Annotated in this window: 24 protein-coding genes; 22 read left to right on the top strand and 2 right to left on the bottom strand. The window is 45.2% G+C overall.

Annotated elements, in window-relative coordinates:
- Positions 1-76: 76 nt before the first annotated feature.
- The 15 genes from ICN34_RS01975 (at position 77) to ccmI (ending at position 11,073) form a co-directional block, all read left to right on the top strand.
- The gene (locus ICN34_RS01975) at positions 77-931 is read left to right on the top strand and encodes a metal-dependent hydrolase (RefSeq protein ID WP_072583730.1); all 855 of its coding nucleotides are present in this window, start codon (positions 77-79) and stop codon (positions 929-931) included.
- A 371-nt stretch (positions 932-1,302) separates the two neighbouring features.
- Positions 1,303-1,722, top strand: coding sequence for a MarR family winged helix-turn-helix transcriptional regulator (locus ICN34_RS01980; RefSeq protein WP_216120542.1), 420 nt, complete (start codon positions 1,303-1,305; stop codon positions 1,720-1,722).
- Between the two features lie 33 nt (positions 1,723-1,755).
- Positions 1,756-2,310, top strand: coding sequence for a flavodoxin family protein (locus ICN34_RS01985; RefSeq protein WP_216120544.1), 555 nt, complete (start codon positions 1,756-1,758; stop codon positions 2,308-2,310).
- Positions 2,310-2,858, top strand: a complete 549-nt coding sequence (locus ICN34_RS01990) for a cytochrome b (RefSeq protein WP_072583727.1) — start codon at positions 2,310-2,312, stop codon at positions 2,856-2,858. The genes ICN34_RS01985 and ICN34_RS01990 overlap by 1 nt, the downstream gene beginning before the upstream one ends.
- Positions 2,848-3,435: a YceI family protein gene (locus ICN34_RS01995; protein ID WP_143143922.1), complete on the top strand. Its 588-nt coding sequence runs from the start codon at positions 2,848-2,850 to the stop codon at positions 3,433-3,435. Before ICN34_RS01990 ends, ICN34_RS01995 begins: the two co-directional genes overlap by 11 nt.
- Before the next feature lie 70 nt (positions 3,436-3,505).
- Complete coding sequence (locus ICN34_RS02000; RefSeq protein ID WP_216120546.1) at positions 3,506-4,078, top strand: YceI family protein; 573 nt, start codon at positions 3,506-3,508, stop codon at positions 4,076-4,078.
- Positions 4,079-4,271: 193 nt separating this feature from the next.
- Entirely contained in the window at positions 4,272-4,919 is a 648-nt protein-coding gene (gene ccmA / locus ICN34_RS02005) for a cytochrome c biogenesis heme-transporting ATPase CcmA (RefSeq protein ID WP_237767783.1), read from the top strand.
- Complete coding sequence (gene ccmB / locus ICN34_RS02010; protein WP_216120548.1) at positions 4,916-5,581, top strand: heme exporter protein CcmB; 666 nt, start codon at positions 4,916-4,918, stop codon at positions 5,579-5,581. The genes ccmA and ccmB overlap by 4 nt, the downstream gene beginning before the upstream one ends.
- Positions 5,578-6,348 (top strand): heme ABC transporter permease CcmC, encoded by a 771-nt coding sequence (gene ccmC, locus ICN34_RS02015; protein ID WP_072583723.1) that lies wholly within the window; start codon positions 5,578-5,580, stop codon positions 6,346-6,348. The genes ccmB and ccmC overlap by 4 nt, the downstream gene beginning before the upstream one ends.
- On the top strand, positions 6,348-6,536 hold the full coding sequence (gene ccmD, locus ICN34_RS02020) for a heme exporter protein CcmD (RefSeq protein ID WP_072583722.1): 189 nt from the start codon (positions 6,348-6,350) through the stop codon (positions 6,534-6,536). Before ccmC ends, ccmD begins: the two co-directional genes overlap by 1 nt.
- Positions 6,533-6,967 (top strand): cytochrome c maturation protein CcmE, encoded by a 435-nt coding sequence (ccmE, locus tag ICN34_RS02025; protein WP_072583721.1) that lies wholly within the window; start codon positions 6,533-6,535, stop codon positions 6,965-6,967. Before ccmD ends, ccmE begins: the two co-directional genes overlap by 4 nt.
- Positions 6,964-8,883, top strand: coding sequence for a heme lyase CcmF/NrfE family subunit (locus ICN34_RS02030; protein WP_216120550.1), 1,920 nt, complete (start codon positions 6,964-6,966; stop codon positions 8,881-8,883). The genes ccmE and ICN34_RS02030 overlap by 4 nt, the downstream gene beginning before the upstream one ends.
- Positions 8,880-9,410, top strand: coding sequence for a DsbE family thiol:disulfide interchange protein (locus tag ICN34_RS02035; protein WP_072583719.1), 531 nt, complete (start codon positions 8,880-8,882; stop codon positions 9,408-9,410). The genes ICN34_RS02030 and ICN34_RS02035 overlap by 4 nt, the downstream gene beginning before the upstream one ends.
- Positions 9,407-9,877 (top strand): cytochrome c-type biogenesis protein, encoded by a 471-nt coding sequence (locus ICN34_RS02040; RefSeq protein ID WP_072583718.1) that lies wholly within the window; start codon positions 9,407-9,409, stop codon positions 9,875-9,877. Before ICN34_RS02035 ends, ICN34_RS02040 begins: the two co-directional genes overlap by 4 nt.
- A 5-nt stretch (positions 9,878-9,882) precedes the next feature.
- Entirely contained in the window at positions 9,883-11,073 is a 1,191-nt protein-coding gene (gene ccmI, locus ICN34_RS02045; protein ID WP_072583717.1) for a c-type cytochrome biogenesis protein CcmI, read from the top strand.
- 4 nt (positions 11,074-11,077) lie between these two features.
- Here ccmI and ICN34_RS02050 read toward each other — a convergent pair whose 3' ends face one another.
- A complete protein-coding gene (locus tag ICN34_RS02050; RefSeq protein ID WP_072583750.1) occupies positions 11,078-11,839 on the bottom strand; it encodes an SDR family oxidoreductase in 762 nt (253 codons plus the stop codon).
- Positions 11,840-11,954: 115 nt separating this feature from the next.
- Here ICN34_RS02050 and ICN34_RS02055 point away from each other — a divergent pair, with 115 nt between their 5' ends.
- The 3 genes from ICN34_RS02055 to ICN34_RS02065 are packed head-to-tail and all read left to right on the top strand — an operon-like array spanning position 11,955 to position 15,022.
- On the top strand, positions 11,955-13,256 hold the full coding sequence (locus ICN34_RS02055; protein WP_072583749.1) for a TAXI family TRAP transporter solute-binding subunit: 1,302 nt from the start codon (positions 11,955-11,957) through the stop codon (positions 13,254-13,256).
- A gap of 12 nt (positions 13,257-13,268) precedes the next feature.
- Positions 13,269-14,234, top strand: coding sequence for a tripartite tricarboxylate transporter substrate binding protein (locus tag ICN34_RS02060; RefSeq protein WP_216120552.1), 966 nt, complete (start codon positions 13,269-13,271; stop codon positions 14,232-14,234).
- A gap of 32 nt (positions 14,235-14,266) precedes the next feature.
- The gene (locus tag ICN34_RS02065) at positions 14,267-15,022 is read left to right on the top strand and encodes a 2OG-Fe dioxygenase family protein (protein WP_216120554.1); all 756 of its coding nucleotides are present in this window, start codon (positions 14,267-14,269) and stop codon (positions 15,020-15,022) included.
- 10 nt (positions 15,023-15,032) lie between these two features.
- On the opposite strand, the gene ICN34_RS02070 is transcribed toward ICN34_RS02065, so the two are convergent.
- The gene (locus ICN34_RS02070) at positions 15,033-16,016 is read right to left on the bottom strand and encodes a tripartite tricarboxylate transporter substrate binding protein (RefSeq protein ID WP_072583714.1); all 984 of its coding nucleotides are present in this window, start codon (positions 16,014-16,016) and stop codon (positions 15,033-15,035) included.
- Positions 16,017-16,101: 85 nt separating this feature from the next.
- Between ICN34_RS02070 and ICN34_RS02075 the strand changes: the two genes are divergently transcribed.
- The 4 genes from ICN34_RS02075 to ccoN all read left to right on the top strand — a co-directional run bounded on the left by ICN34_RS02075 (position 16,102) and on the right by ccoN (position 21,624).
- Positions 16,102-17,337 carry an MFS transporter gene (locus ICN34_RS02075; RefSeq protein WP_216120556.1) on the top strand — a complete coding sequence of 412 codons (1,236 nt, stop codon included), beginning with the start codon at positions 16,102-16,104 and terminating at the stop codon, positions 17,335-17,337.
- A 56-nt stretch (positions 17,338-17,393) separates the two neighbouring features.
- Positions 17,394-19,826, top strand: coding sequence for a heavy metal translocating P-type ATPase (locus ICN34_RS02080; protein WP_216120558.1), 2,433 nt, complete (start codon positions 17,394-17,396; stop codon positions 19,824-19,826).
- Between the two features lie 9 nt (positions 19,827-19,835).
- A complete protein-coding gene (gene ccoS / locus ICN34_RS02085) occupies positions 19,836-20,015 on the top strand; it encodes a cbb3-type cytochrome oxidase assembly protein CcoS (protein ID WP_072583711.1) in 180 nt (59 codons plus the stop codon).
- A gap of 166 nt (positions 20,016-20,181) precedes the next feature.
- Positions 20,182-21,624, top strand: coding sequence for a cytochrome-c oxidase, cbb3-type subunit I (gene ccoN / locus ICN34_RS02090; RefSeq protein WP_072583748.1), 1,443 nt, complete (start codon positions 20,182-20,184; stop codon positions 21,622-21,624).
- The last annotated feature ends 6 nt before the right edge of the window (positions 21,625-21,630 follow it).

Consider the following 21,630-nt stretch of genomic DNA (forward strand, 5'->3'; position numbering starts at 1 on the left):
CGCATTGCGTCATAAGTCTCAACTTTCAATTTGGTCTATAGTTCCCTGATTACTACAATCATCAGGAGATGTATCAATGAAATGCCTTTCAGCTAAAAGCGGTTTGGGCGTATTGCTTTCGGCAATATTAGTTTCAACAGCCTCGCTCAGTATTGCGCAGAATTCTCCAGCTGTAGGTGCTCAGGGTAAGACTGAGGCGCTATGGTTTGGACAGGCAGGGTTCCGGATTAAATCCCCTCAGGGAAAAATGATTCTGATTGATCCCTGGATTACTGGCGGACCGAAGACACCATCGATTTACAAGAATGATTTGGCGGCGATTGGTCCGATTGATGTGTTGCTAGTGACGCATGCACACGTTGACCATCTTGGCGATGCGCCAGCTGTGGCTAAGATGAATAACATCAAGTTATATGGTCCAGCCGATATGGTGACGCCACTAACTACTTTGGGAATTCTGCCAGCAGACTTGGGTTATCGTTTTAATAAAACGGGTCGCGTAACACCTGCGCCTGGAATCAAGGTAACCGCAGTTCAAGCAGAGCACTCTTCTTTATTGGTTTGGAAGAATCCGGCTACAGACAAAATGGAGTCACATCCCGCCGGCGAGCCTATGGGCTTCATTATTGAGCTTGAGAACGGTTTTAAGATTTGGCATATGGGCGATACCGGCTTATTTAGTGATATGAAATTCATTAGCGAGCACTACAAGCCCGATCTAGTAATGGTTCCAATTGGAGGAAATTTCACAATGGCGCCTGATGATGCTGCATTTGCATTGCGTACCTGGATTAAGCCAAAAATGGTGATCCCAATGCACTACAACTCTAACCCGATGACTAAAGGTACGTTAGCCGAGTTTCAGGAGGCTATGAAGGGCAGCAATATCAAAATTATTCCGATGACTGAAGGTGAAACAGTTCAATTCTGAGCAGTCTCTAATTTTCAATCCCAAGGATTATTTTTAAATTCAATTGCTTCTGAAGCGAGGGCGAAAAGTATCGCGCTCTGACTCCAGAGGCATTTGGAGCATTTCTATAGAAGGAATCGGTTCGCTGGGGCAAGATTATTAAGGGCGCTGGTATCAAGCGAGAGTAGAGTCCTATAAAGGTGGGTGTGTCTCGCTCTGTGCGCTAAGCGCTAGCCAGGGAAGCCAGCAGGGGCTAACCTTGTGAGGTAGGTCTTCCTAATTGCAATGTATTGTTGGCTTTAAACCCCATAAATTGAAGTTTTTTAGTTTTATATTGCAAATAGTTCGTAGTAGTACTATATTAGTTCTAGCTAGTACTTTAAATAGGATTTATGAACTTTTTACCTGTCCTGAGAAACCTCGTTTCTGCCTATCAAGCGTTTGAGCGTTATTCAGCTCCGCATATAGCAGCAATGGGTTTAACAATGACCCAGTTTGATGTGATTGCCACGTTGGGCAATCAGTTGCCGATGACTTGTAAGGAGTTAGGCGAGAAAACGCTTGTGACCAAGGGAACGTTAACGGGGGTGCTAGAGCGCTTGGAAGCAAAAGGTCTCATTCTTCGTCAGACAAATGCTCAAGATGCGCGTAGTCAACTGATTGGTTTGACGACATCTGGACAGTCTTTATTTGAGAAAGTATTTCCAGAGCATTTGGAATATCTAAATGGTGCATTTAAGAAATTATCATCAAATGAATTAAAGCAATTAGAAGAGTCATTGCGGTTGCTGAAAGATGCTTTTAAATCATAAACATCAAGTCAATATTTTTTTAAGGAGAAATTGATGAGTAAAGTAGCTGTCGTATTTCATAGTGGTTATGGACACACCGTAAAGCAGGCTGAGGCTATTGCTAAAGGCGCTAATGGAACATTGATTGCCATTGACGCTGAGGGCAATATTACTGATGCACAATGGGCGACACTTAATGATGCTGACGCTATTGTGTTTGGCTCTCCAACCTATATGGGTACGGTGAGTTGGCAGTTTAAGAAGTTTGCTGACGCTAGCTCAAAGCAATGGTTTTCACAGCAATGGAAAGACAAGGTCTTCGGTGGTTTTACGAATTCAGCCACAATGAATGGTGATAAGCATTCAACCTTGCATTACTTCTTTACTTTGGCTATGCAGCATTCTGGCCTTTGGGTTGGTACTGGATTGATGCCTTCGAATTCGAAAGCCGCAAAGCGTGATGACATTAACTATGTGGGTTCATCTGCGGGTGCAATGATGCAAACACCATCTGATGCAAGTGCTGACGAAGTAAATGCAGGCGATCTAGAGACTGCAAGACTGTATGGCGAGCGCATTGCAAAAATTACCAAACATTTGCGCGGATAATGAATAAAGTCAGATACACCTCTGTTGCCATCATCTTGCATTGGGTGATGGCGCTCTTGATATTTGCAACATGGTCAATTGCAATTGCTGTGGATGATATGCCATTGAGTCCACTCAGAATTACGGGAATTAGCTGGCACAAATGGCTTGGTGTCACCATATTCTTTTTGGTGGTTCTGCGCTTGTTGTGGCGCGCAATTCATCCAGCTCCTGCATTAAACCTCGCATTGCCAGCCTGGCAAGAGCGTGCAATGAAGCTAACCCATCTTGCGCTGTACTTATTGATGCTTCTGATTCCGATTGTGGGCTGGTTAATGAGTTCCGCTAAGGGCTATACCGTCAACTACTTTGGCTTATTTGAATTGCCGGATCTGGTAGATAAAGATAAGGCACTTGGCCATCAGCTGAAGGAGATCCATGAGTTTCTGGCCAATGGATTAATGGCTTTGGTTGGACTTCATATTTTGGCTGCGCTAAAGCATCAATTTATCGATAAAGATGACTTATTAAGTCGTATGACCTTTGGAGGATCAAACCGTGAAAAGTAAACGCTCATTACATTTAGGGATGTTGGCACAGGCTTTATTGGCGATGCTATTCATTAGTGCTGCAAGCTCGGCTTATGCGGTGGAGTATTCATCTATTGATGCCTCGAAAAGCAAAATTACTTTTACAAGTAAATTGATGGGCTCAAAGATCTCTGGAAGTTTTGGAAAATTTTCTGGGAAGGTTTTATTTAACCCAGACGAGCCAGAAAAAGCGAAGGCTAATCTCATTATTGAAATCTCAAGTTTTAATGCAGGTGGGGAAGAGTTGCAAGAAGAGGCAAAAGGAAAAGACTGGTTCAGTACAAAGCTCTTTCCAACTGCTAGCTATGTAACGGATTCTGTAAAGATTACAGGCCCCAATAGTTTGGATGCCCATGGAACCCTAACCATCAAGGGCAAAGCTGTGCCACTGTTGATATCCGTCAAGTATCAGCTGCAAGGCAAGCAGATGGTCTTTGATGCTAGCTTTCAGGTGTTGAGGCTGGATTTTGGCTTGGGTGCTGGAAATTGGGCAGACACTTCTGCAGTCGCCAATGAGGTGCCAGTCAATGTTCACTTAGTCTTAAATCAAAAATAGTTTTACAAATTAACCTACCTAAACTTACCTTTACTAACTTACTTATTCAATTTTTAATCAGGAGAATTACATGAAATCAAAATTACTTATCGCTTTATTTGCAACCATTGGCCTTAGCTCTGCTTTTGCTGCGCCAGTAACTTATGCTACTGATGCTAACCACACCTTTGCTCAGTTTGAATATAACCATTTAGGATTCTCTAAGCAGACCAGCCGCTTTAATGCGGTTACTGGAACTGTAACGATTGATCAAGCAGCTAAAAAAGGCAGTGCAGATATCACTATTGATACGAAATCTGTCGATACAGGATCTGCTTTATTTAACAATCACATCCAAGGTGAAGATTTTTTATCTACAACCCAATTTCCGACTGCTAGCTTTCAATCAAACGATATGATTTTTAAAGGCGACAAACCAGTTGCTTTAAAAGGTGTGTTGACATTGAAGGGTGTAAGTAAGCCAGTTACATTGAATATCACTAATTTTGAGTGCAAAAAACATCCAATGTCTGGCGCTGATTATTGCGGTGCCAATGCTGAAACAAAAGTTAAGCGCACAGAATTTAATATGGGTAAATACGCGCCGAACGTAGGTGACGATGTAACCATCATGATTGCTATTGAGGGTTCAAAAAAGGATTAATTCCTTTTGTTGGGCTGATGTCATCTGAAAAACCACCTACGGGTGGTTTTTCATTCTCGGCCGACTCGGTTTATAATTACATAAGTAATTGAATTAAAAGGGATTATTCCTTTAATTCCACTTTTGCTGGTTTGACAGCTCTTAGAGGCTCTTGGACAATGCCATGGGTGGTTGATTCAAGCCCCAAGCCCTCATGACAGTTGATACTCATTCCTCCTCCAATACACCGCATTTGATGCTTGAAGCTCGTGCGCTGACTTGTATTCGTGGGGAGCGACAATTATTTCTGAATCTGAATCTGACAGTGGCGGCTGGAGAGTGCCTGCATGTGCGCGGTGAGAACGGGGTCGGAAAAACTAGCCTCTTAAGACTCCTGACGGGACTTTCTAAACCAGAGGCGGGGGAGGTTCTTTGGAATCATCAATCAATCGCTAAAGATCCTTCTATATATCATCGGGAACTTTTATTCCTGGGGCATCGTGATGCTCTGAAGGAAGATCTGACTGCCTTGGAAAATCTGCAGCTGTATGCAGTCCTGGACGACATTCATTTGCCAGGTGATAAGGCTTTAGCAGCGCTCTGGCGTTTTGGTTTGCGTGGGCGCGAGAACCTACCGGTCAGTTGTTTATCGGCTGGACAAAAGCGTCGAGTCTTAATGGCTCGCATGTTGACACGTCAAGCCAAGTTGTGGATCTTGGATGAGCCGTTCAACGCACTTGATATTCATGCTGTTCAAGATTTACAAGGACTAATAGCAGAGCATGTAGAGCAAGGTGGTCTAGTGGTACTGACTAGCCATCAAGCGGTGGATCTTCCGCATGTGAGGGTGCTAGATCTATGAATGCTTTACTAGCCATCATTCGCCGTGATTTGCTCTTGGTTATGCGCCGCAAGAGCGAGGTGCTCACAGCCCTCTTCTTTTTTGTCGTAGTGACTAGTTTGTTTCCATTGGGTATTGGTGCGGATGCTGCTTTACTTCGCAAGATTGCTCCTGGGGTTCTCTGGGTTGCAGCCTTACTGTCTACCTTATTAGGCTTGCATCGGATGTTTGCTGCCGATTATCAAGATGGAGCTTTAGAGCAGCTTGCCTTGTCGCCGCAGCCTATGGTCTTGTTCGTAACTGGAAAAATTGTTGCCCATTGGATTGTGAGTGGACTACCGCTCGTGCTCTTGGCCCCGATCATTGGTATTCAGTTTGATCTGGATGCTAGTTCTTTGTATGTACTGATGGGAACCCTATTATTAGGTACCCCGGTGCTATCCTTACTGGGATCCATAGGTGCGGCCTTAACCTTGGGTGTCAGAGGCGGTAGCTTGTTATTGAGCTTATTGATATTGCCTTTATATATTCCGGTTCTCATTTTTGGCGCTGGCGCCGTATATGCTAATAGTGTGGGTTTGGATACGTCAGGCCATTTTTCATTGCTAGGCGCATTATTGATTTTGGCTTTAGCATTTGTTCCTTGGGTAAGTAGTGCTGCTGTAAAGATTGCAATTGAATGAATCCGATAAATACTTTTTCTAATCACCGCTTAGTTAACTGGTTTAAGTTATCTAGCCCCAGCACTTTTTATCCGTTGGCGGGTAAGCTCATCCCATTCTTCTGGGTCTTGACTTTTTTATTTGGCACTGCTGGTTTGTGGGTTAGCTTCTTTGTTGCGCCCGTCGATGCCGTGCAAGGGCAGGGCTATCGCATCATTTTTATTCATGTGCCCGCATCCTGGATGTCGATGTTTATTTATTTAGTCATGGCTGCATGGGCAGGATTAGGACTGGTCTTTAATACACGTTTGTCTGCCATGATGGCGCAGGCTCTTGCCCCTATAGGTGCTTGGATGGCATTTCTATCCTTGTGGACCGGTGCATTCTGGGGCAAGCCCATGTGGGGTGCCTGGTGGGTTTGGGATGCTCGCCTTACTTCAGAGTTAATTCTTCTCTTTCTGTATTTGGGCTTTATTGCCTTGCGAGCATCTATTGATGATCCTCGCCGTGCCGATAAGGCGAGCGCCATTTTGGCTTTGGTAGGTGTTGTAAACGTACCGATCATTTATTTCTCGGTGAAATGGTGGAACACCTTGCATCAAGGCGCCTCCGTTTCTCTCACAAAAGCCCCGGCGATGGCACAAACCATGCTCTTGGGAATGCTGTTGATGGCTTTATGTCTTTGGATGTACACCATTGCAGTCACCTTAATGCGAGTGAGGGCAATCATTTTGGAGCGTGAAGCCCATGCTGATTGGGTGAGACAATCAATTGAGGTGAAAATCTGATGTGGAATAGCCCTTCTGAGTTTTTTGCCATGGGCGGCTACGCACTGTATGTGTGGTGTAGTTTTGGTGTTTGTGCGCTGGTATTGATATTGGAGCCCCTCATGGCGCGTGCTCGCTTTAGAGCAATCGTACGGCGGTTGAAGCAAGAGCAATTAGCTGAGCAGTTTGATAAAGAGATTAGTAAGTGAAGCCTAGACATAAACGTGCATTGATGATTGTTGCAGCGCTGATCGTAATTGGTGTAGCTGCACTCTTAATTTTGAATGCGCTTAATAGTAATATTGCCTTATACGTCACTCCAAGTGAAGTGTCAGCAGGCAAAGCGCCTCAAGGTCAAGCTTTCCGAATTGGTGGCATGGTGAAGGATGGCTCTTTAAAGCGCGATGGCCTAACCGTGCACTTTGTGATTACTGATTTGGTGAAAGATATTCCAGTGGCCTATACCGGCATCCTTCCTGATTTGTTTAAAGAGGGTAAAGGTGCTGTAATCCAAGGCCGCATGAATGCCAATGGTGAATTTATTGCCAGTGAAGTATTGGCAAAACATGACGAGAACTACATGCCTCCTGAAGCAAAACATGCTTTAGAGCAAGCTCAAAAAAACGGAACAAATAAATGATTCCTGAGTTTGGGCATTACGCACTAGTTCTGGCGCTTTGCATTGCTCTCATTCAGGGGGTTTTGCCATTGCTAGGCGCGCATTATGGCCGACGCGATTGGTTGGTGCTAGCAAGGCCTGCCGCGCAAACGACCTTCTTATTGTTGGCGATTGCTTTTGGAATCTTGGCCTGGAGTTTTTACGCCAATGATTTTTCTGTACTTTATGTTGCTGAGCACTCCAATTCACAGCTGCCGGTGATTTATCGATTAGGCGCAGTATGGGGTGGGCATGAAGGATCTCTCTTATTGTGGATTTTCTTGCTGGCTACCTGGACCATTTTGGTTGCTCAACTTTCTAAAGCATTAGATGACTTTATGGTGGCGCGAGTAATTGGTGTTTTGGGGCTGGTCACTAGTGGCTTACTCCTGTTTGTTTTAACAACCTCAAATCCGTTTGAGCGTTTATTGCCTGCTGCTCAAGATGGCCGCTCATTAAATCCACTCTTGCAAGATCCGGGCTTAGTATTTCATCCGCCAATGTTGTACATGGGTTACGTTGGTTTTTCAGTGGCTTTTGCATTTGCAATTGCCTCTTTATTGTCTGGAAGATTAGATGCTGCTTGGGCTCGTTGGTCGCGTCCTTGGACAACCGCTGCTTGGGTTTTCCTGACCCTCGGTATTGCTTTGGGTTCATGGTGGGCCTATTACGAATTGGGTTGGGGCGGCTGGTGGTTTTGGGACCCCGTTGAGAATGCCTCCTTTATTCCTTGGCTCGTGGGTACCGCCTTGTTGCATTCTTTGGCGGTTACCGAAAAGCGCGGCGGCTTTAAGAGCTGGACTGTGCTCTTAGCAATTACTGCATTCTCTTTATCGCTACTAGGAACCTTCTTAGTTCGTTCGGGTGTCCTAACTTCGGTTCATGCATTTGCAACCGATCCAAGGCGCGGCATCTTTATTCTGATCTTCTTATCACTCGTCGTTGGTTCGTCTCTGATGCTCTACGCATGGCGTGCGCCTAAGAGTTCGATGGGCGGCAAATTTAGTTTGAGCTCCAGAGAAACATTGATTTTGCTTGGCAATGTCTTTTTCGTGGTTTCTGCCGGATCTGTTTTGCTAGGCACCCTATATCCTTTGCTGATTGATGCTTTGCATCTAGGTAAGATTTCTGTAGGCCCTCCTTATTTCAATAGCGTATTTGTTCCCATCATGGTGCCATTACTGGTATTGATGGGTATCGGTCCATGGGCAAGCTGGAAGCAAAGTAATTTAATTACCATCATCAAGCGTTTATGGATTGCAGGCGCAGTCGCTCTAATTGCAGGCGTTGGAATTCCTTTAATTATGGGCCAATTTACTTGGCTTGCAGGCATGGGCTTCATGTTGGCATTTTGGGTGATCGCTTCGGGCTTCATGCAAATTATTCGACAAGCCAAAGCCGGTAAACCAACCCGTTCTTTTATTGGTATGCAGGTGGCGCATTTGGGCATTGCGGTGTTTGTGATTGGCGTCACAATGGTGGGTGCATACCAAGAAGAAAAAGATGTGCGCATGTCCCCTGGCGATACAGTAAGTGTTGGTGGATATCAAATCCAGATGCAGGGAGTGAATACAGTACTTGGCCCAAATTATCAAGCGATACGAGGTGCTTTCCAGCTCTCCAAAAATGGTATTTCTGAGAGAAGTCTTTATCCAGAAAAGAGAAGCTACTTTTCTTCGACGATGCCGATGACTGAAGCAGCGATTAATGCTGGACTCACCCGCGATATTTATGTATCACTAGGTGAAGAACTCAGCGATCAATCCTGGGCTGTACGTGTTTACTACAAGCCTTTTGTGGATTGGATTTGGGGCGGTTGCTTGTTGATGGCTTTAGGTGGCGTGTTCGCTATGTCTGATAAGCGCTATCGACTGAAATTAAAGAGCAAGTTCATATGAAAGCAAAATTTTTAATCCCCCTGATCTTGTTTGTGGGTTTGGTAGTCTTTTTGGCTATTGGCTTAAATCGTGATCCACATGAAGTGCCTTCACCGCTAATTAACAAGTCTGCCCCTGCATTTGAAGTGTCTCAATTGGCTGATGCTAATAAAACATTTTCACCGGCAAGTATGAAGGGACAGGTGTGGATTCTGAATGTTTGGGCATCCTGGTGCGTAGCTTGTCGCGAAGAACATCCGGTGTTGGTTGAGCTTGCTAAGTCCCAAATAGCGCCAGTGATTGGTTTGGACTATAAAGATAAGCGTGAAGATGCTGTAGCTATGCTGGCAAAACAAGGCAATCCTTATACACTCTCCGCTTTTGATGGCAATGGGCGTGTTGGTATTGATTACGGCGTCTATGGCGTGCCTGAGACTTACATCATTGATAAGGCAGGTGTGATTCGCTTTAAACACATTGGCCCGTTAACAATGGATTTATTGAATCAAAAAATTTATCCTATGTTGAATGAGTTAAAGAAATCATGAGGCGGATTTTATTAATCGCCGTTTGCGTGTTTAGTTTAGGCAACGCGTTTGCCAAAGATGCTGCACCACTCGCGGATGATCCAATAACAGAGCAGCGTCTTATTAGTATTTCAGAAGAAATGCGCTGCTTGGTGTGTCAGAACGAGTCTTTAGCTGGCTCGCGCTCGGATTTAGCTAATGATTTGCGTCGTGAAATTCGGGTATTGATCAAAGAAGGTAAGAGCGATGATCAAATCCGCTCATTTATGGTTGAGCGCTATGGCGATTTTGTACTGTATCGCCCGCCAGTGAAACCACTGACCTGGTTGTTATGGATTGGCCCATTTGTTATTTTGGGTCTGGGCGTTGCTGGTTTATTAATGTATTTAAGACGCAGAGATAGCAGCGTGCCTAATGTCGCGCTGACTGATGCTGATAATCAAAAAATCGATGCACTATTAAATGCAAGCGATAAGAAAGAGGGATGAAATAAGTGACTAGCTTTTTGATCCCCGCCTTTTTACTCCTGGTTCTGGTATTGGTGCTATTGCTGCGCCCATTCATCTTTCCCGCGAAGAGCTCGTTGACATCGCGTCGTCAGATGAATGCCACCATCTACCGTGAAGAGTTGGATAAATTAGAGCTTGAATATAAAGCTGGTGCAATTACTTCAACTGATTATGAAATTGCGCATGCAGAAATGCGTCAAAGACTCTTTCAAGACACTATTGAAGAGGATGACCGAGAGGTTGCGGGCTCTTCAAAGAAGACTGCAATCGGCCTTTGTATCTTTATCGTCTTGCTCTCATCGGCACTGTATTTCTCCTTGGGGGATGTTGTTCGGGTAGCCCAAAACAATTCTGAAAAACCAGTCACCCAGGAAGGTGTCGAAAAAATGGTGGCTGAATTTGCCATCAAAATGGAAAAAGATCCTGGCAACTTAAAGGGCTGGGCGATGTTAGCTCGCTCCTATCGAATCTTGGGCCGCGATCAGGATGCCGCTAAAGCGTATGCACGTGCAGGTAACTTTATTGATTCTGATCCGCAATTGTTAGCTGACTATGCAGATGTTCTGGCAAGCAATGCAAATGGGAGTTTTGTTGGGAAGCCTTCGCAGTTGATTAATCAGGCATTAAAGCTGGACCCCAATAACATGATGGCACTTTGGCTTTCTGGAACCGCATCTTATAACGCTAAAAATTACAAGGCAGCGGCGCAGTCCTGGGAGAAGCTTGCGCAACAACTTCCGCCCAATACGGATGAGGCGCGTGCCATTCAAGGATCTATTGCTGAGGCGCGCTCTAAAGGTGGTCTGACTACTTCAGCGCCGGTTGCTCCAACCGGAAAAGGCATTAGCGGCAAGATTGAATTGTCTGCTGACCTTAAATCTAAAATTAAGCCTGGCGACATTGTGATGGTGATTGCACGCAAACCTGGTGAGCGTATGCCTGTTGCTGTCTTGAAGGCATCTGCAACTGACTTTCCAATGGGCTTTATATTGAATGATTCATTGGCCATGAATCCCAGTGCGCCTCTGTCTCAACTATCTGAGGCGAGTGTCGAGGTGCGCATTTCTAAGACTGGGATGGCGAAACCGGAAGCGGGGGATTTAATCTCTTCAGTGCAGACAATTAAAGTCGGCACAACCAATGTTCGCCTACTAGTTGACCAAGTTCGCCAGTAAGGTTTTAGCCTCTACCCACAAACGGCATATTGGTTGCCATAATCGTCATCGACAGAATATTGCTTTCGAGTGGCAGTTGGGCCATATGCAGTACGGCCTCACCAACATGATCAACATCCATGCGTGGCTCTACCTTAATCGATTGATCTGCCTGCAGGATCCCAGCAGCCATACGTTCAGTCATCTCTGTTGCAGCATTGCCGATATCGATTTGACCGCACGCGATATTAAAAGGACGTCCATCTAATGCAATGGTTTTGGTTAAGCCGCTGATGGCATGTTTGGTTGCCGTGTAGGGCACTGACATTGGACGAGGTGCGTGTGCAGAGATTGAGCCATTATTGATAATTCTGCCGCCCTGTGGAGATTGCGCCTTCATCATACGAATCGCTTCCTGTGAACACAAGAACGCACCACAGAGGTTGCTATTCACTACATTCATCCATTGCTCATAACTCAGGTCCTCCATTGGAATGGCAGGGGCTCCCATACCAGCGTTATTGAAGAGCAAATCAATGCGGCCAAATTTATGGCTAAGTGCTGTAAATAGCTTTTTGACTTCATCGGGTTTGCCAACATCGCAAGCGACCGCTAGACAGTTACTTTGATTGCCGCCGATATCAGCAATAGCCTTTTCTAATCTATCTAGATTGCGTCCAGTTAGGACCACTTGATAGCCTCCCTTGAGAAGGGCTTTGGCAGCCGCCCGCCCAATACCAGTTCCTGCACCAGTTACTAGGGCTACCTTAGTTTTTGCTGAATTCATCATGTTCTTTAGGGCTGCTTAAAAGTATTATCTTATCGTGGTTTATTAGGCCTGTTTTGAAACCTTTGCCTATTGCTTTGCTCGGGGCATAATGCAAAAAACACAAGAGATTTCCATGAATTTCATCAAAAGACAAATTTATAACCCTATAGCTCTGGTAATCAGCTTTTTTGCGCTGCTGATCATTTTCTTTGCCGTACTCTGGATCTTGGTTCCTCCGCCTCCCAAGTCGATTGAAATGGCCACTGGCTTTCCTACGGGGCTGTATTACCAGTTTGGTGAGCGTCTAAAAACGGAAATAGCTAAAGAGGGTGTTGATCTTAATGTGCGATCTACTGGTGGGACCTTAGATAACTTAGCTCTTTTAAATGACCCCAAGTCTGGGATTGATTTTGCAATGGTGCAGGGTGGGGTCGCCAATCTGAATGAATATCCAAAATTAGTATCGATTGCAGGCATGTTTTACGAGCCTATTTGGGTTTGGTATCGCGATGCTGCATTTAAAACTGATGGTGGTCAACTCACTATCTTGAAACAATTAAAAGGCAAGAGAGTTTCTATAGGCAATGAAGGAAGTGGTACTTTAGTGCTCGCTAAAGATTTATTGCGAGTTAGTGGCATTTCTGAAAATGAGATTAAGCTGGAAAAACTTAAGCCAGATGATGCTATCGAGAAATTAAATAATGGCCAATTAGATGCCGTATTTATTGTGGCTGCAGCTGAGGCGCCGATTTTGCATAAGTTTTACTCTGTACCCGGTATTCGTTTGATGAGCTTTGACCAGGCAGATGCTTATACCCGCAACTTAACCTACCTATCTAAAGTGATTGTTCCTAGAGGTTTGTTGAGTATTGAGTTTGATCAGCCACGTCAAGATATTCAGGTAATGGCCCCTACTGCTACTTTGGTTGCCCATGATAATGTCAGTCCGGCCCTGGTATCGCTTTTGCTTGGGGCTTCCTACGATATTTTGAAAACCTATTCTCGCCTACAAAAAGTGGGTGAGTTTCCATCTAGCTCAGGCTTGGATTTCCCCTTACATGTAGATGCAGAAATCTATTTAAAAGATGGGCCTTCATTCTTACATCGCCACTTACCATTCTGGACAGCGGTGTGGGCTGGACGTTTTGTCAAAATTGTCATTCCATTATTGGTTATTCTGATTCCGCTATTTACTTATATTCCGTCGACTAAGAACTTCTTCTTACGATTGAAGTTGGCTCAGGTATATGAAGAGCTCAAGGTGATTGAGAAGAATGCCCAAAATCCAGCGCTAAAAGAAAAGAATTTCAAAGATCTTGAGGATATAGAGAGGCGCGTTGGAAATATCAAGGTATCCATGTTGGATGCTAAAGAGCTATATGACCTCAAAGGGCATGTAGGTGAAGTCCGTCACCGCCTGAATTTGGTTCATTAAAGGGATCTGGAGATGAATAGGCTAATTCATTATCTATTTTTAGCTGTAGGCCTGCTTGTATCTATTGGGGTTCAGGCACAGGCCTACCCAAGCAAGCCTATTTCCCTGGTGGTTCCTCAGGCGGCAGGCGGCACTAACGACATTGTGGCTCGTCTAATTGCGCCATCTTTTGGTGAAGCTATTGGCGCATCGATTGTGGTTGAAAATAGACCAGGTGCTGGCGGTAATATTGGTACCCAAAGTGTTGCACGCTCACCTAAGGATGGCTATACCTTACTGCTTACCATTAATAGTGCGCAAGCTATTAATCCTTCTTTATATAAAAATCCTGGCTTTGATCCTGTAAATGATTTTGTGCCTTTGTATTACATTGGGGCAACGCCTTATGTATTAGTTTCTCCACCGGGATCTCCTTATAAAACATTGGTGGATGTTGTGGCTGCGGCTAAGAAGAGGCCTGGAGAATTGTCATATGCCTCAGCTGGTAATGGCATGATTAGTCACTTATTAGGCGCTATGCTTAATGCGAGCGCTGGCATTGAAATGCAACATATTCCTTACAAGGGGGTAGCCCCAGCAATTAATGATGTATTAGGTGGACAAGTGCCGCTGGCATTTGCGAGCTTGCCCTCTGCACTCAATTATATTAAAGCGGGGAAGCTTCAGGCGATCGCGATTAGTTCTGCAAAGCGTTCTAGTGCTGCGCCTGAAATTCCAACGATTGCAGAAACATACCCTGATTGTGTTGGTGAGGTGTGGGTGGCCATCTTTGCCCCTGTTGGCGTTAGTGTGGATGTAATAAAGAAGGTGCAGGCGGCAATGGAGAATGCCCTATCTAAATCAGAAGTGCGTGAGAGGCTATCTGCACAGGGCTTGGATCTTGCACCCGTTCCAACTAATAAGTTGAGCGCTTTACTAAAGGATGAGTTGGCTAAGTGGGCAAAAATTGTGAGGGCATCTGGAGCGCAGTTGGATTAACGCTTTTTTGCTGCTTGACCTAAAATAGACCCATGACAATTACTGGCGTTGCGCCTACACTGACCCCCTTAAAGCAGATCGATCAAGCTTTGCGTGATGACGGCTTTGCTGTGGTGTCTGCTGAGACGGTTGCTGAGTTTAGTAATGTAGATCTGTCCAAGCTTCAAGATCTCACGAAGTATTGGGAAAACTTGCCCCGCGATCCTTATTTAAAAGATGGTGGGCGCTATCGCTTTCGTCGACATGCTAGCTATGAGATTAAAGGTGATGAGCTCACATTGGTTCCACATCGTGCACACTGGCAATCACTAGATTACAACGCATTGCATGGTGGAATTGAGCGCTGGTTTGAGCCCATTCAAGGTGAGTTATTAAGTAATACTGCTTGGCAATCTGTCTTGCTCGGGCTTGCGCATATCTTGAATAGCCTAAAGCCTGTGAATACTTGGTTTGTTGAAGCGCATCAATTTCGAATTGATACCACTGATGGTATCGGACGTCCAACACCTGAAGGCGCGCATCGCGATGGCGTTGATTTTGTAGCAGTCTTCTTATTGGGTCGAGAGGGTATTAAAGGTGGTGAGACCAGAATATTTGATACCTCTGGCTCCGCAGGATTGCGTTTCACCCTCACACAACCTTGGTCTCTTTTGTTAATGAATGATCAGCGCATGATTCATGAATCAACCCCAATTCAGCCATTAGCAAAATATGGCTATCGAGATACCTTGGTTCTTACCTACCGCTCAAATGGTTTCCAAGACTCTCCAAATCGAAGTCAGCAATAAGCCAGCTGATTTACTCTGGCTCCATGCCAGCTTCTTTAATCGCTTTTGCCCACTTAGCAGTTTCTAGTTTGATCTTTTGGCCAAGGGCTTCAGGCGTTCCTGGCTGAGTTTCAAAACCATTTGCAGAGAGTCGCTCTACTAGGTCTTTTGATTTAGCTGCATTATTAATGGCTTGATTGAGTTTGAGAACAGCGTCTTTTGGCATGCCTGCAGGCCCAAATGCCGCAAAGAAGGCGATGAGTTCATAACCTTTGATGCCTAATGCTTCATTTACCGTAGGTAGCTCTGGAATAGCCGGCGAGCGCTTCAAGGAGGTTACAGCTAGGCCACGGATTTTGCCTGCTTGCACCTGAGGTAATGAAACTCCAAAGTCGGATGTGAACATATTCACTTGACCGCCAATTAAATCAGTCATAGCATTGGGGCCGCTCTTGTATGAGACCCCAATCATTTTGATATCAGCAAAGCTTGCCAGCATTTCTGATGAAACGCGCTGTGATGTACTTGCATAAGCAAAAGTCATTTTTCCTGGATTGGCTTTGGCTAGAGAAACAAACCCATTGAGTGATTTAGCAGGCACATCATTATTGATGGCAATAATGAGTGGAGCAGATCCAAAAAATCCAATGGGAGTAAAGGCGGTGTCTTGGTTATAGGGTAAATTTTTAACCAAGCTCTTAAGGGCAGCATTAGTGCTATTGGTTCCGAACAGAATCGTATAGCCGTCTGCGGGGGCCTTGGCTACAAAATCTGCGCCAATTAGGCCATTTGCGCCAGGGCGATTTTCAACAACTACAGGCTGGCCTAATGACTCAGACATTTTTGCCGCAAAAGCGCGTCCAATTTGATCGGTTGTGCTACCGGGTGCAAAAGGAACAATCGCTTTAATGGGTTTGGAGGGGTAGCTATCCGCTGATGCCAGGGTGCTTGTGAAGCTAATGATGAGGCCGGCCCCGATCTGCAATAAGCGAGCTATCAAAGATTTGCTATTCATGCTGTCTCCGTCTTGTTTTCAGTAGTGTAGCGGGTCTAATTCGTTCTGGGCGAGTAGAATGAGTTCACGTTTCTACTGACTAACTATGCGCTTTCGTTCGGCTGGCTATACCCCTCTTATGCTTCTGGCACAAACCTGTGCTTTATTGGGTTTTGCTTGCTATGCCGTCGTATTAACGACTTTGCAAGAGGAGTGGCATCTCAGTAATTTGCAGTCGGGCCTGATTGCGAGTGCTTTTTTCTTTGGTTACATGCTTGCCGTTCCATTAGCTACGGCTTTAACAGATCGGGTAGACGCGCGTAAGGTCTATTTAATAGGCGGTCTCACAGCAAGTTGCGGTCTTTTGGGTATGAGTCTGTTGGCTTATAACTTTTGGACAGCTCTACTTTTTATGGCTTTGAATGGAGCTGGTCTTGCCGGTACTTATATGCCCGGCCTCAAGATTTTGTCAGACCGTATCCAATCGGGAGAGTTAACTAGACATATTGCATTCTATACCGCCTTCTTTGGTATCGGTACTGGATTTTCGTATTTGTGTTCTGGTTGGATTTTGAGTGCGCTTGGTTGGCACTATGTATTTGGTTTGATTGCCTTGGGCCCATTTGGCGCATTTCTGATTGTCTTGTTGCTAATTCCAGCGCTTCAGCATGAAAAATGGCAAGGGCCAATCAATATTCGTCTGCACGATATCTTTCCGGTGGATAAATGGAAGTTGGTTTTACAAGACAAAAATGCATCAGGCTTTATTTTTGGATATACCGCTCATACTTTGGAACTCTTTGCTTCAAGAAGCTGGATTGTTGCCTTCTTTGCTTTTTGTGCAGTTGCTTCTGGCGAAGATTTCTTTCTGACTGCAACTACTTTAGCTGGAGTGATTAATTTCTTTGGCGTGCCCTCCTCTATATTGGGTAATGAAATTGCTTTGAGAGTAGGACGTCAAAAATGGGTGCGCATTGTGATGCTGACTAGTGCGGTATTAGGGATTGCATTTGCTTGCTCAACTGGCCAGTCGTGGTGGTTGATTGTTGCTCTGGCTATTGGGCATACCATATTCATCATGGCAGATTCTTCAACGCTCACTGCAGGCTTGGTGATTAGTGCGCAAGAAAATATCAAGGGCGCAGCAATGGGCCTGCACTCATTGATGGGCTTTGGTGGTGGCCTATTGGGCCCCGCTATTTTTGGTTTCGTCTTGGATATTTCTGGTTCTCGTACTTCACAAGTTGCCTGGGTATGGGCATACGTTGCTGTAGTCATGTGGGGCGTTCTATTTGTGATTTACGAACGACGTAGGGGCTGGGGTAGCTCAGTGCGCGTATGAGTAATCGGATAAATAAGCAGATAAATAAGCAGATAAATAAGTAGGTAAATGAGTGGATGAATAAAAAGAATGCTTTAGTTTGCTATCACTGTTCAAGCCAGATTCTCCCGGGGGAATTAACTGAGGCGGAACTGGGTGGTGAGACGCGTCCATTCTGTTGTCCAGGTTGTATGGCAATTGCGCAAACAATTCATGGAGAAGGCCTAGAAGTTTTTTATGCTAGGCGTTCTCAGTCGGGTGATAAGCCAGCAGCCTATCTTGCAAGTGATGAGATTCCGGTGAAGCTCAAGCCTTATGACGATCCTTCATTGCGAGGCCGTTTCACCCGTTCATCTGGAGGGGAGGGTGATCTTGAAACCACTCTACGTTTAGAAAAAATTCGATGTGCAGCTTGTGTTTGGCTGTGCGAGCAACATTTGCGTCGTAATGCAGGTGTTAAGGATGTGCAAATCAATTACGTTACTCAAAAAGTAATGGTGCGTTTTTCTCCAGATAAAACGAGCTTAGCAAGACTGCTTTTTGAAATTGAGCGCATTGGTTATGAGGCTTGGCCATTTGAGCCCTCCCAATCATTAGATCGCGCTAAAAAGGAAAGGCGCCACCTTCTTTTGCGACTGGGGGTAGCAATGCTCGGCATGATGCAGGTCATGATGTATGCCTGGCCAACGTATGTTGGTGCTGATATCACTCCAGAATTTGAGATTCTTTTAGGTTGGACTAGCTGGTTATTGACTGTTCCTGTGATGGTCTACTCAGCAGGTCCAATATTCCAGTCGGCTTGGCGAAGTGTGCAGTCTTTTAAGCAAACGCATATGTTGGGAATGGATGTTCCTATTGCATTAGCTTTAGCTTTGGCATTTATTGCGGGCACTATTAATTTAGTTGCCGGTGTTGGGCATACTTACTTTGATTCCATCACCATGTTTGTGGCATTTATCTTGGCGGCCAGATATGTGGAGCTATTAGCAAGACAAGATGCGCAAGGTGGAGCAGAGGCTTTAGCTAAACAACTGCCTGCAACATGTGAGCGGGCATTGAACTATCCAGCATCACAAGAAATTGAAGTGGTTCCCGTGGTTAATTGCAATCCTGGGGAAGTGTTACGAGTTTCTCCAGGGGAAGTGGTGCCTGCTGACGGTATCCTGATTGAAAATGTGAGTGCTTTAGACGAGTCTTTGCTCACAGGCGAATCTAAGCCGGTTGAGAAAAAGATTGGTGACCGTGTGTACGCTGGTACTCACAACATACTGAATCCATTGTTCATGCGAATTGAGGCAGTGGGGCAATCAACCCGTATCGCCGGAATTGCTTCCTTATTAGATCAAGCATTACTTGCTAAACCAGTCATGGTGAGTCTTGCTGAAAAGTGGACTGCTTATTTTGTTGCCTTTTTACTATTCGGTGCGTTTGCTTCGTCCGCTATTTGGCTGTACTTTGACCCTAGTCGTGCGTGGACAGTTTTAGTTTCTGTTCTAGTTGCCAGTTGCCCTTGTGCTTTATCGCTAGCAGTTCCAACCGCTATGGCAGCAGCGCAAGGTGCGGTAACTAAATTAGGTTTACTGATTGTGCGTGGTCATGTGATGGAAGGTTTGGCAAAAGCAACTGATTTGGTGTTGGATAAGACCGGCACACTAACGATGGGTCAGCCAGAGTTGCAAGAGGTCATTAATTTGCGTACGGGCTATCGACGTGAAGATGCCTTGGCCTTAGCTACGGCATTAGAGGCGGGGCAAAGGCATCCGTTGGCACTTTCTTTGATGCGTGCCGCTACTGCTGAAAATTTATCTTTACCTACATTGAGTGAACCAGTGATTAATCAACTGGGAAAAGGTTTAAGTTCGGGCGAGTATCGCTTGGGAAGCGCCTTGTGGCTGGGGGTAGAGCAGAGTGCGCAATTAGGGCAATACGGTCAGGTGCATTTAGCGGATGCACAAGGATTGATAGCCAGCTTTGTATTTTTGGACACGCCTAGAGCAGGATTAGAGCAATTCCTAAAAGTAGTGAAGTCTAGAAAGATTGCAGTGCATTTAGTTTCTGGTGATGATCGCGCCACGGTTGCATGGTGGGCCCAGCATGTTGGCATCGAGCATTATCAAGGTGGCTGTACGCCTGAGGATAAGTATGGCTACATTGCAAGACTGCAAAAAGAAAATCGTTTTGTATGGGCCATCGGCGATGGTGTGAACGATGCACCTTTGCTTGCTCGTGCTGATATTTCTATTGCAGTTGGCGCTGGTGCACCGTTGGCAGCTGCTGGAGCCGATGCAATTCTGACGGCTAGTTCTTTAGAGCCTTTAGCAAAGACTTTATTGTTGGCCGATAAAACTCAGGCAATCATCAAAGAAAACTTATGGTGGGCCTTGGCTTACAACTTGCTGGCTATTCCTGCTGCAATGATGGGCTTAGTAAATCCCTGGGTTGCTGGGATCGGGATGTCGCTTTCTTCGTTAGCCGTGACTTTAAATGCCTGGCGTTTACGAAAGGCTTAGACTATAGGAATGGAAAGTTTATTTCTTCTAATCCCTTTATCGCTGGTCTTAGTCGGCCTTTTGGCTTGGATTTTGCGCTGGTCCATTAAGAGTGGGCAATTTGATGATTTGGATGGTCCTGGGCACGCTATTTTGATGGATGATGACACTCCAGCGCCCCAAAAAGTTAGTGAACACTCTCAAAAATAGCCAAATTGCTATTAGCCTAGAGAAATCTAGGGTTTATCTTCACAGCGCTCCCTGAATTTGCCCCACCCTTTTTGATATAGATCAAATCCCCCTTGGGGCTCTACTTTGATAATCAATCCAGTCTATTTGGATTATGTCGCAGTTTGGTCACAAAAAAGGAGAAACCATGGGACTTACCGTGGGGAGTAATCAAGATACCTTCAATTACAAGGTTGTCAGCCAATTTGCCATCGTTACTGTGCTTTGGGGAATTGTTGGCATGCTCGTGGGGGTTATCCTCGCAGCCCAGTTGATCTGGCCTGAAATCACTTTTAATATTCCTTGGTTGAGTTATGGTCGCTTGCGTCCTTTACACACCAATGCAGTGATTTTTGCTTTTGGCGGTTCTGCACTATTCGCAACGTCGTACTACATTGTGCAACGCACATGCCAGGTTCGACTCTTCTGTGACAAGTTAGCGGCATTTACTTTTTGGGGATGGCAAGCGGTGATTGTTTCTGCTGCCATTACTTTGCCGTTAGGTATTACTACTTCCAAAGAGTACGCTGAACTAGAGTGGCCAATTGATATCTTGATCACAATCGTTTGGGTTGCTTATGCGATTGTGTTCTTCGGCACTGTGATCAAGCGCAAGACTAAACATATTTACGTTTCTAACTGGTTCTTTGGTGCTTACATCTTGACGATTGCGGTATTGCACATCGTTAACAATATGGAAATGCCAGCTAGCCTCTTTAAGTCTTATTCAGCATATGCTGGCGCACAAGATGCCATGATTCAGTGGTGGTATGGCCACAATGCGGTAGGCTTCTTCTTGACTACCAGCTTCTTGGGCATGATGTATTACTTCATTCCTAAGCAGGCTGAACGTCCAATCTACTCATATCGTTTGTCTATTGTTCACTTCTGGGCTTTGAACTTTACGTATATGTGGGCAGGTCCTCACCACTTGCAACACACCTCTTTGCCAGACTGGACTCAGTCTTTAGGGATGGTTTTCTCATTGATCTTATTGGCACCATCATGGGGTGGCATGATCAACGGCATCATGACATTGTCTGGCGCGTGGTACAAATTGCGCCGTGATCCGATCTTGAAATTCTTGGTAGTTGCCTTGTCTTTCTACGGCATGTCTACCTTCGAAGGTTCCATGATGTCTATCAAGACAGTGAATAGCTTGTCTCACTACACAGACTGGACTATTGGTCACGTTCACTCAGGTGCTTTAGGCTGGGTTGCCATGATTACGATTGGTTCCCTTTATTACCTTATTCCACGTTTAGTAGGTCAGAAGGATATGTACAGCACCAAGTTAATTGAAGTGCATTTTTGGATTGCAACTATCGGCGTGGTGATCTATATCGCTGCTATGTGGATTGCTGGGGTAATGCAAGGCTTGATGTGGAGAGCATTCGAGCCAGACGGAACTTTGACTTACAGCTTCGTTGAGTCTGTTAAAGCAACTTATCCCTTCTATGTCATTCGTTTGTTAGGCGGCTTGTGCTACTTAAGCGGTATGTTTGTAATGGCTTATAACGTCTACAAAACAGTGGTTGGTAAAAAATTCATTGACGCTGCAATTCCACAAGCGTCTGTAGCAGCTCATTAAGGATAA

This window comes from Polynucleobacter sp. Tro8-14-1, assembly GCF_018881655.1.
GTDB lineage: Bacteria > Pseudomonadota > Gammaproteobacteria > Burkholderiales > Burkholderiaceae > Polynucleobacter.

What these genes read in the sequence shown, in the direction of transcription:
- ccmC (WP_072583723.1), top strand. Translation starts at nt 5,578, where the DNA reads ATGAATCCGATAAATACTTTTTCTAATCACCGCTTAGTTAACTGGTTT.
- ICN34_RS02060 (WP_216120552.1), top strand. Translation starts at nt 13,269, where the DNA reads ATGAATAGGCTAATTCATTATCTATTTTTAGCTGTAGGCCTGCTTGTA.
- ICN34_RS02055 (WP_072583749.1), top strand. Translation starts at nt 11,955, where the DNA reads ATGAATTTCATCAAAAGACAAATTTATAACCCTATAGCTCTGGTAATC.
- ICN34_RS02070 (WP_072583714.1), bottom strand. Translation starts at nt 16,016, where the DNA reads ATGAATAGCAAATCTTTGATAGCTCGCTTATTGCAGATCGGGGCCGGC.
- ccmA (WP_237767783.1), top strand. Translation starts at nt 4,272, where the DNA reads ATGACAGTTGATACTCATTCCTCCTCCAATACACCGCATTTGATGCTT.
- ccmD (WP_072583722.1), top strand. Translation starts at nt 6,348, where the DNA reads ATGTGGAATAGCCCTTCTGAGTTTTTTGCCATGGGCGGCTACGCACTG.
- ccoN (WP_072583748.1), top strand. Translation starts at nt 20,182, where the DNA reads ATGGGACTTACCGTGGGGAGTAATCAAGATACCTTCAATTACAAGGTT.
- ccmB (WP_216120548.1), top strand. Translation starts at nt 4,916, where the DNA reads ATGAATGCTTTACTAGCCATCATTCGCCGTGATTTGCTCTTGGTTATG.
- ICN34_RS01985 (WP_216120544.1), top strand. Translation starts at nt 1,756, where the DNA reads ATGAGTAAAGTAGCTGTCGTATTTCATAGTGGTTATGGACACACCGTA.
- ICN34_RS02080 (WP_216120558.1), top strand. Translation starts at nt 17,394, where the DNA reads ATGAATAAAAAGAATGCTTTAGTTTGCTATCACTGTTCAAGCCAGATT.
- ICN34_RS01980 (WP_216120542.1), top strand. Translation starts at nt 1,303, where the DNA reads ATGAACTTTTTACCTGTCCTGAGAAACCTCGTTTCTGCCTATCAAGCG.
- ICN34_RS02000 (WP_216120546.1), top strand. Translation starts at nt 3,506, where the DNA reads ATGAAATCAAAATTACTTATCGCTTTATTTGCAACCATTGGCCTTAGC.
- ICN34_RS02075 (WP_216120556.1), top strand. Translation starts at nt 16,102, where the DNA reads ATGCGCTTTCGTTCGGCTGGCTATACCCCTCTTATGCTTCTGGCACAA.
- ICN34_RS01975 (WP_072583730.1), top strand. Translation starts at nt 77, where the DNA reads ATGAAATGCCTTTCAGCTAAAAGCGGTTTGGGCGTATTGCTTTCGGCA.
- ICN34_RS02040 (WP_072583718.1), top strand. Translation starts at nt 9,407, where the DNA reads ATGAGGCGGATTTTATTAATCGCCGTTTGCGTGTTTAGTTTAGGCAAC.
- ICN34_RS02030 (WP_216120550.1), top strand. Translation starts at nt 6,964, where the DNA reads ATGATTCCTGAGTTTGGGCATTACGCACTAGTTCTGGCGCTTTGCATT.
- ICN34_RS02035 (WP_072583719.1), top strand. Translation starts at nt 8,880, where the DNA reads ATGAAAGCAAAATTTTTAATCCCCCTGATCTTGTTTGTGGGTTTGGTA.
- ccoS (WP_072583711.1), top strand. Translation starts at nt 19,836, where the DNA reads ATGGAAAGTTTATTTCTTCTAATCCCTTTATCGCTGGTCTTAGTCGGC.
- ICN34_RS02050 (WP_072583750.1), bottom strand. Translation starts at nt 11,839, where the DNA reads ATGAATTCAGCAAAAACTAAGGTAGCCCTAGTAACTGGTGCAGGAACT.
- ICN34_RS02065 (WP_216120554.1), top strand. Translation starts at nt 14,267, where the DNA reads ATGACAATTACTGGCGTTGCGCCTACACTGACCCCCTTAAAGCAGATC.
- ICN34_RS01990 (WP_072583727.1), top strand. Translation starts at nt 2,310, where the DNA reads ATGAATAAAGTCAGATACACCTCTGTTGCCATCATCTTGCATTGGGTG.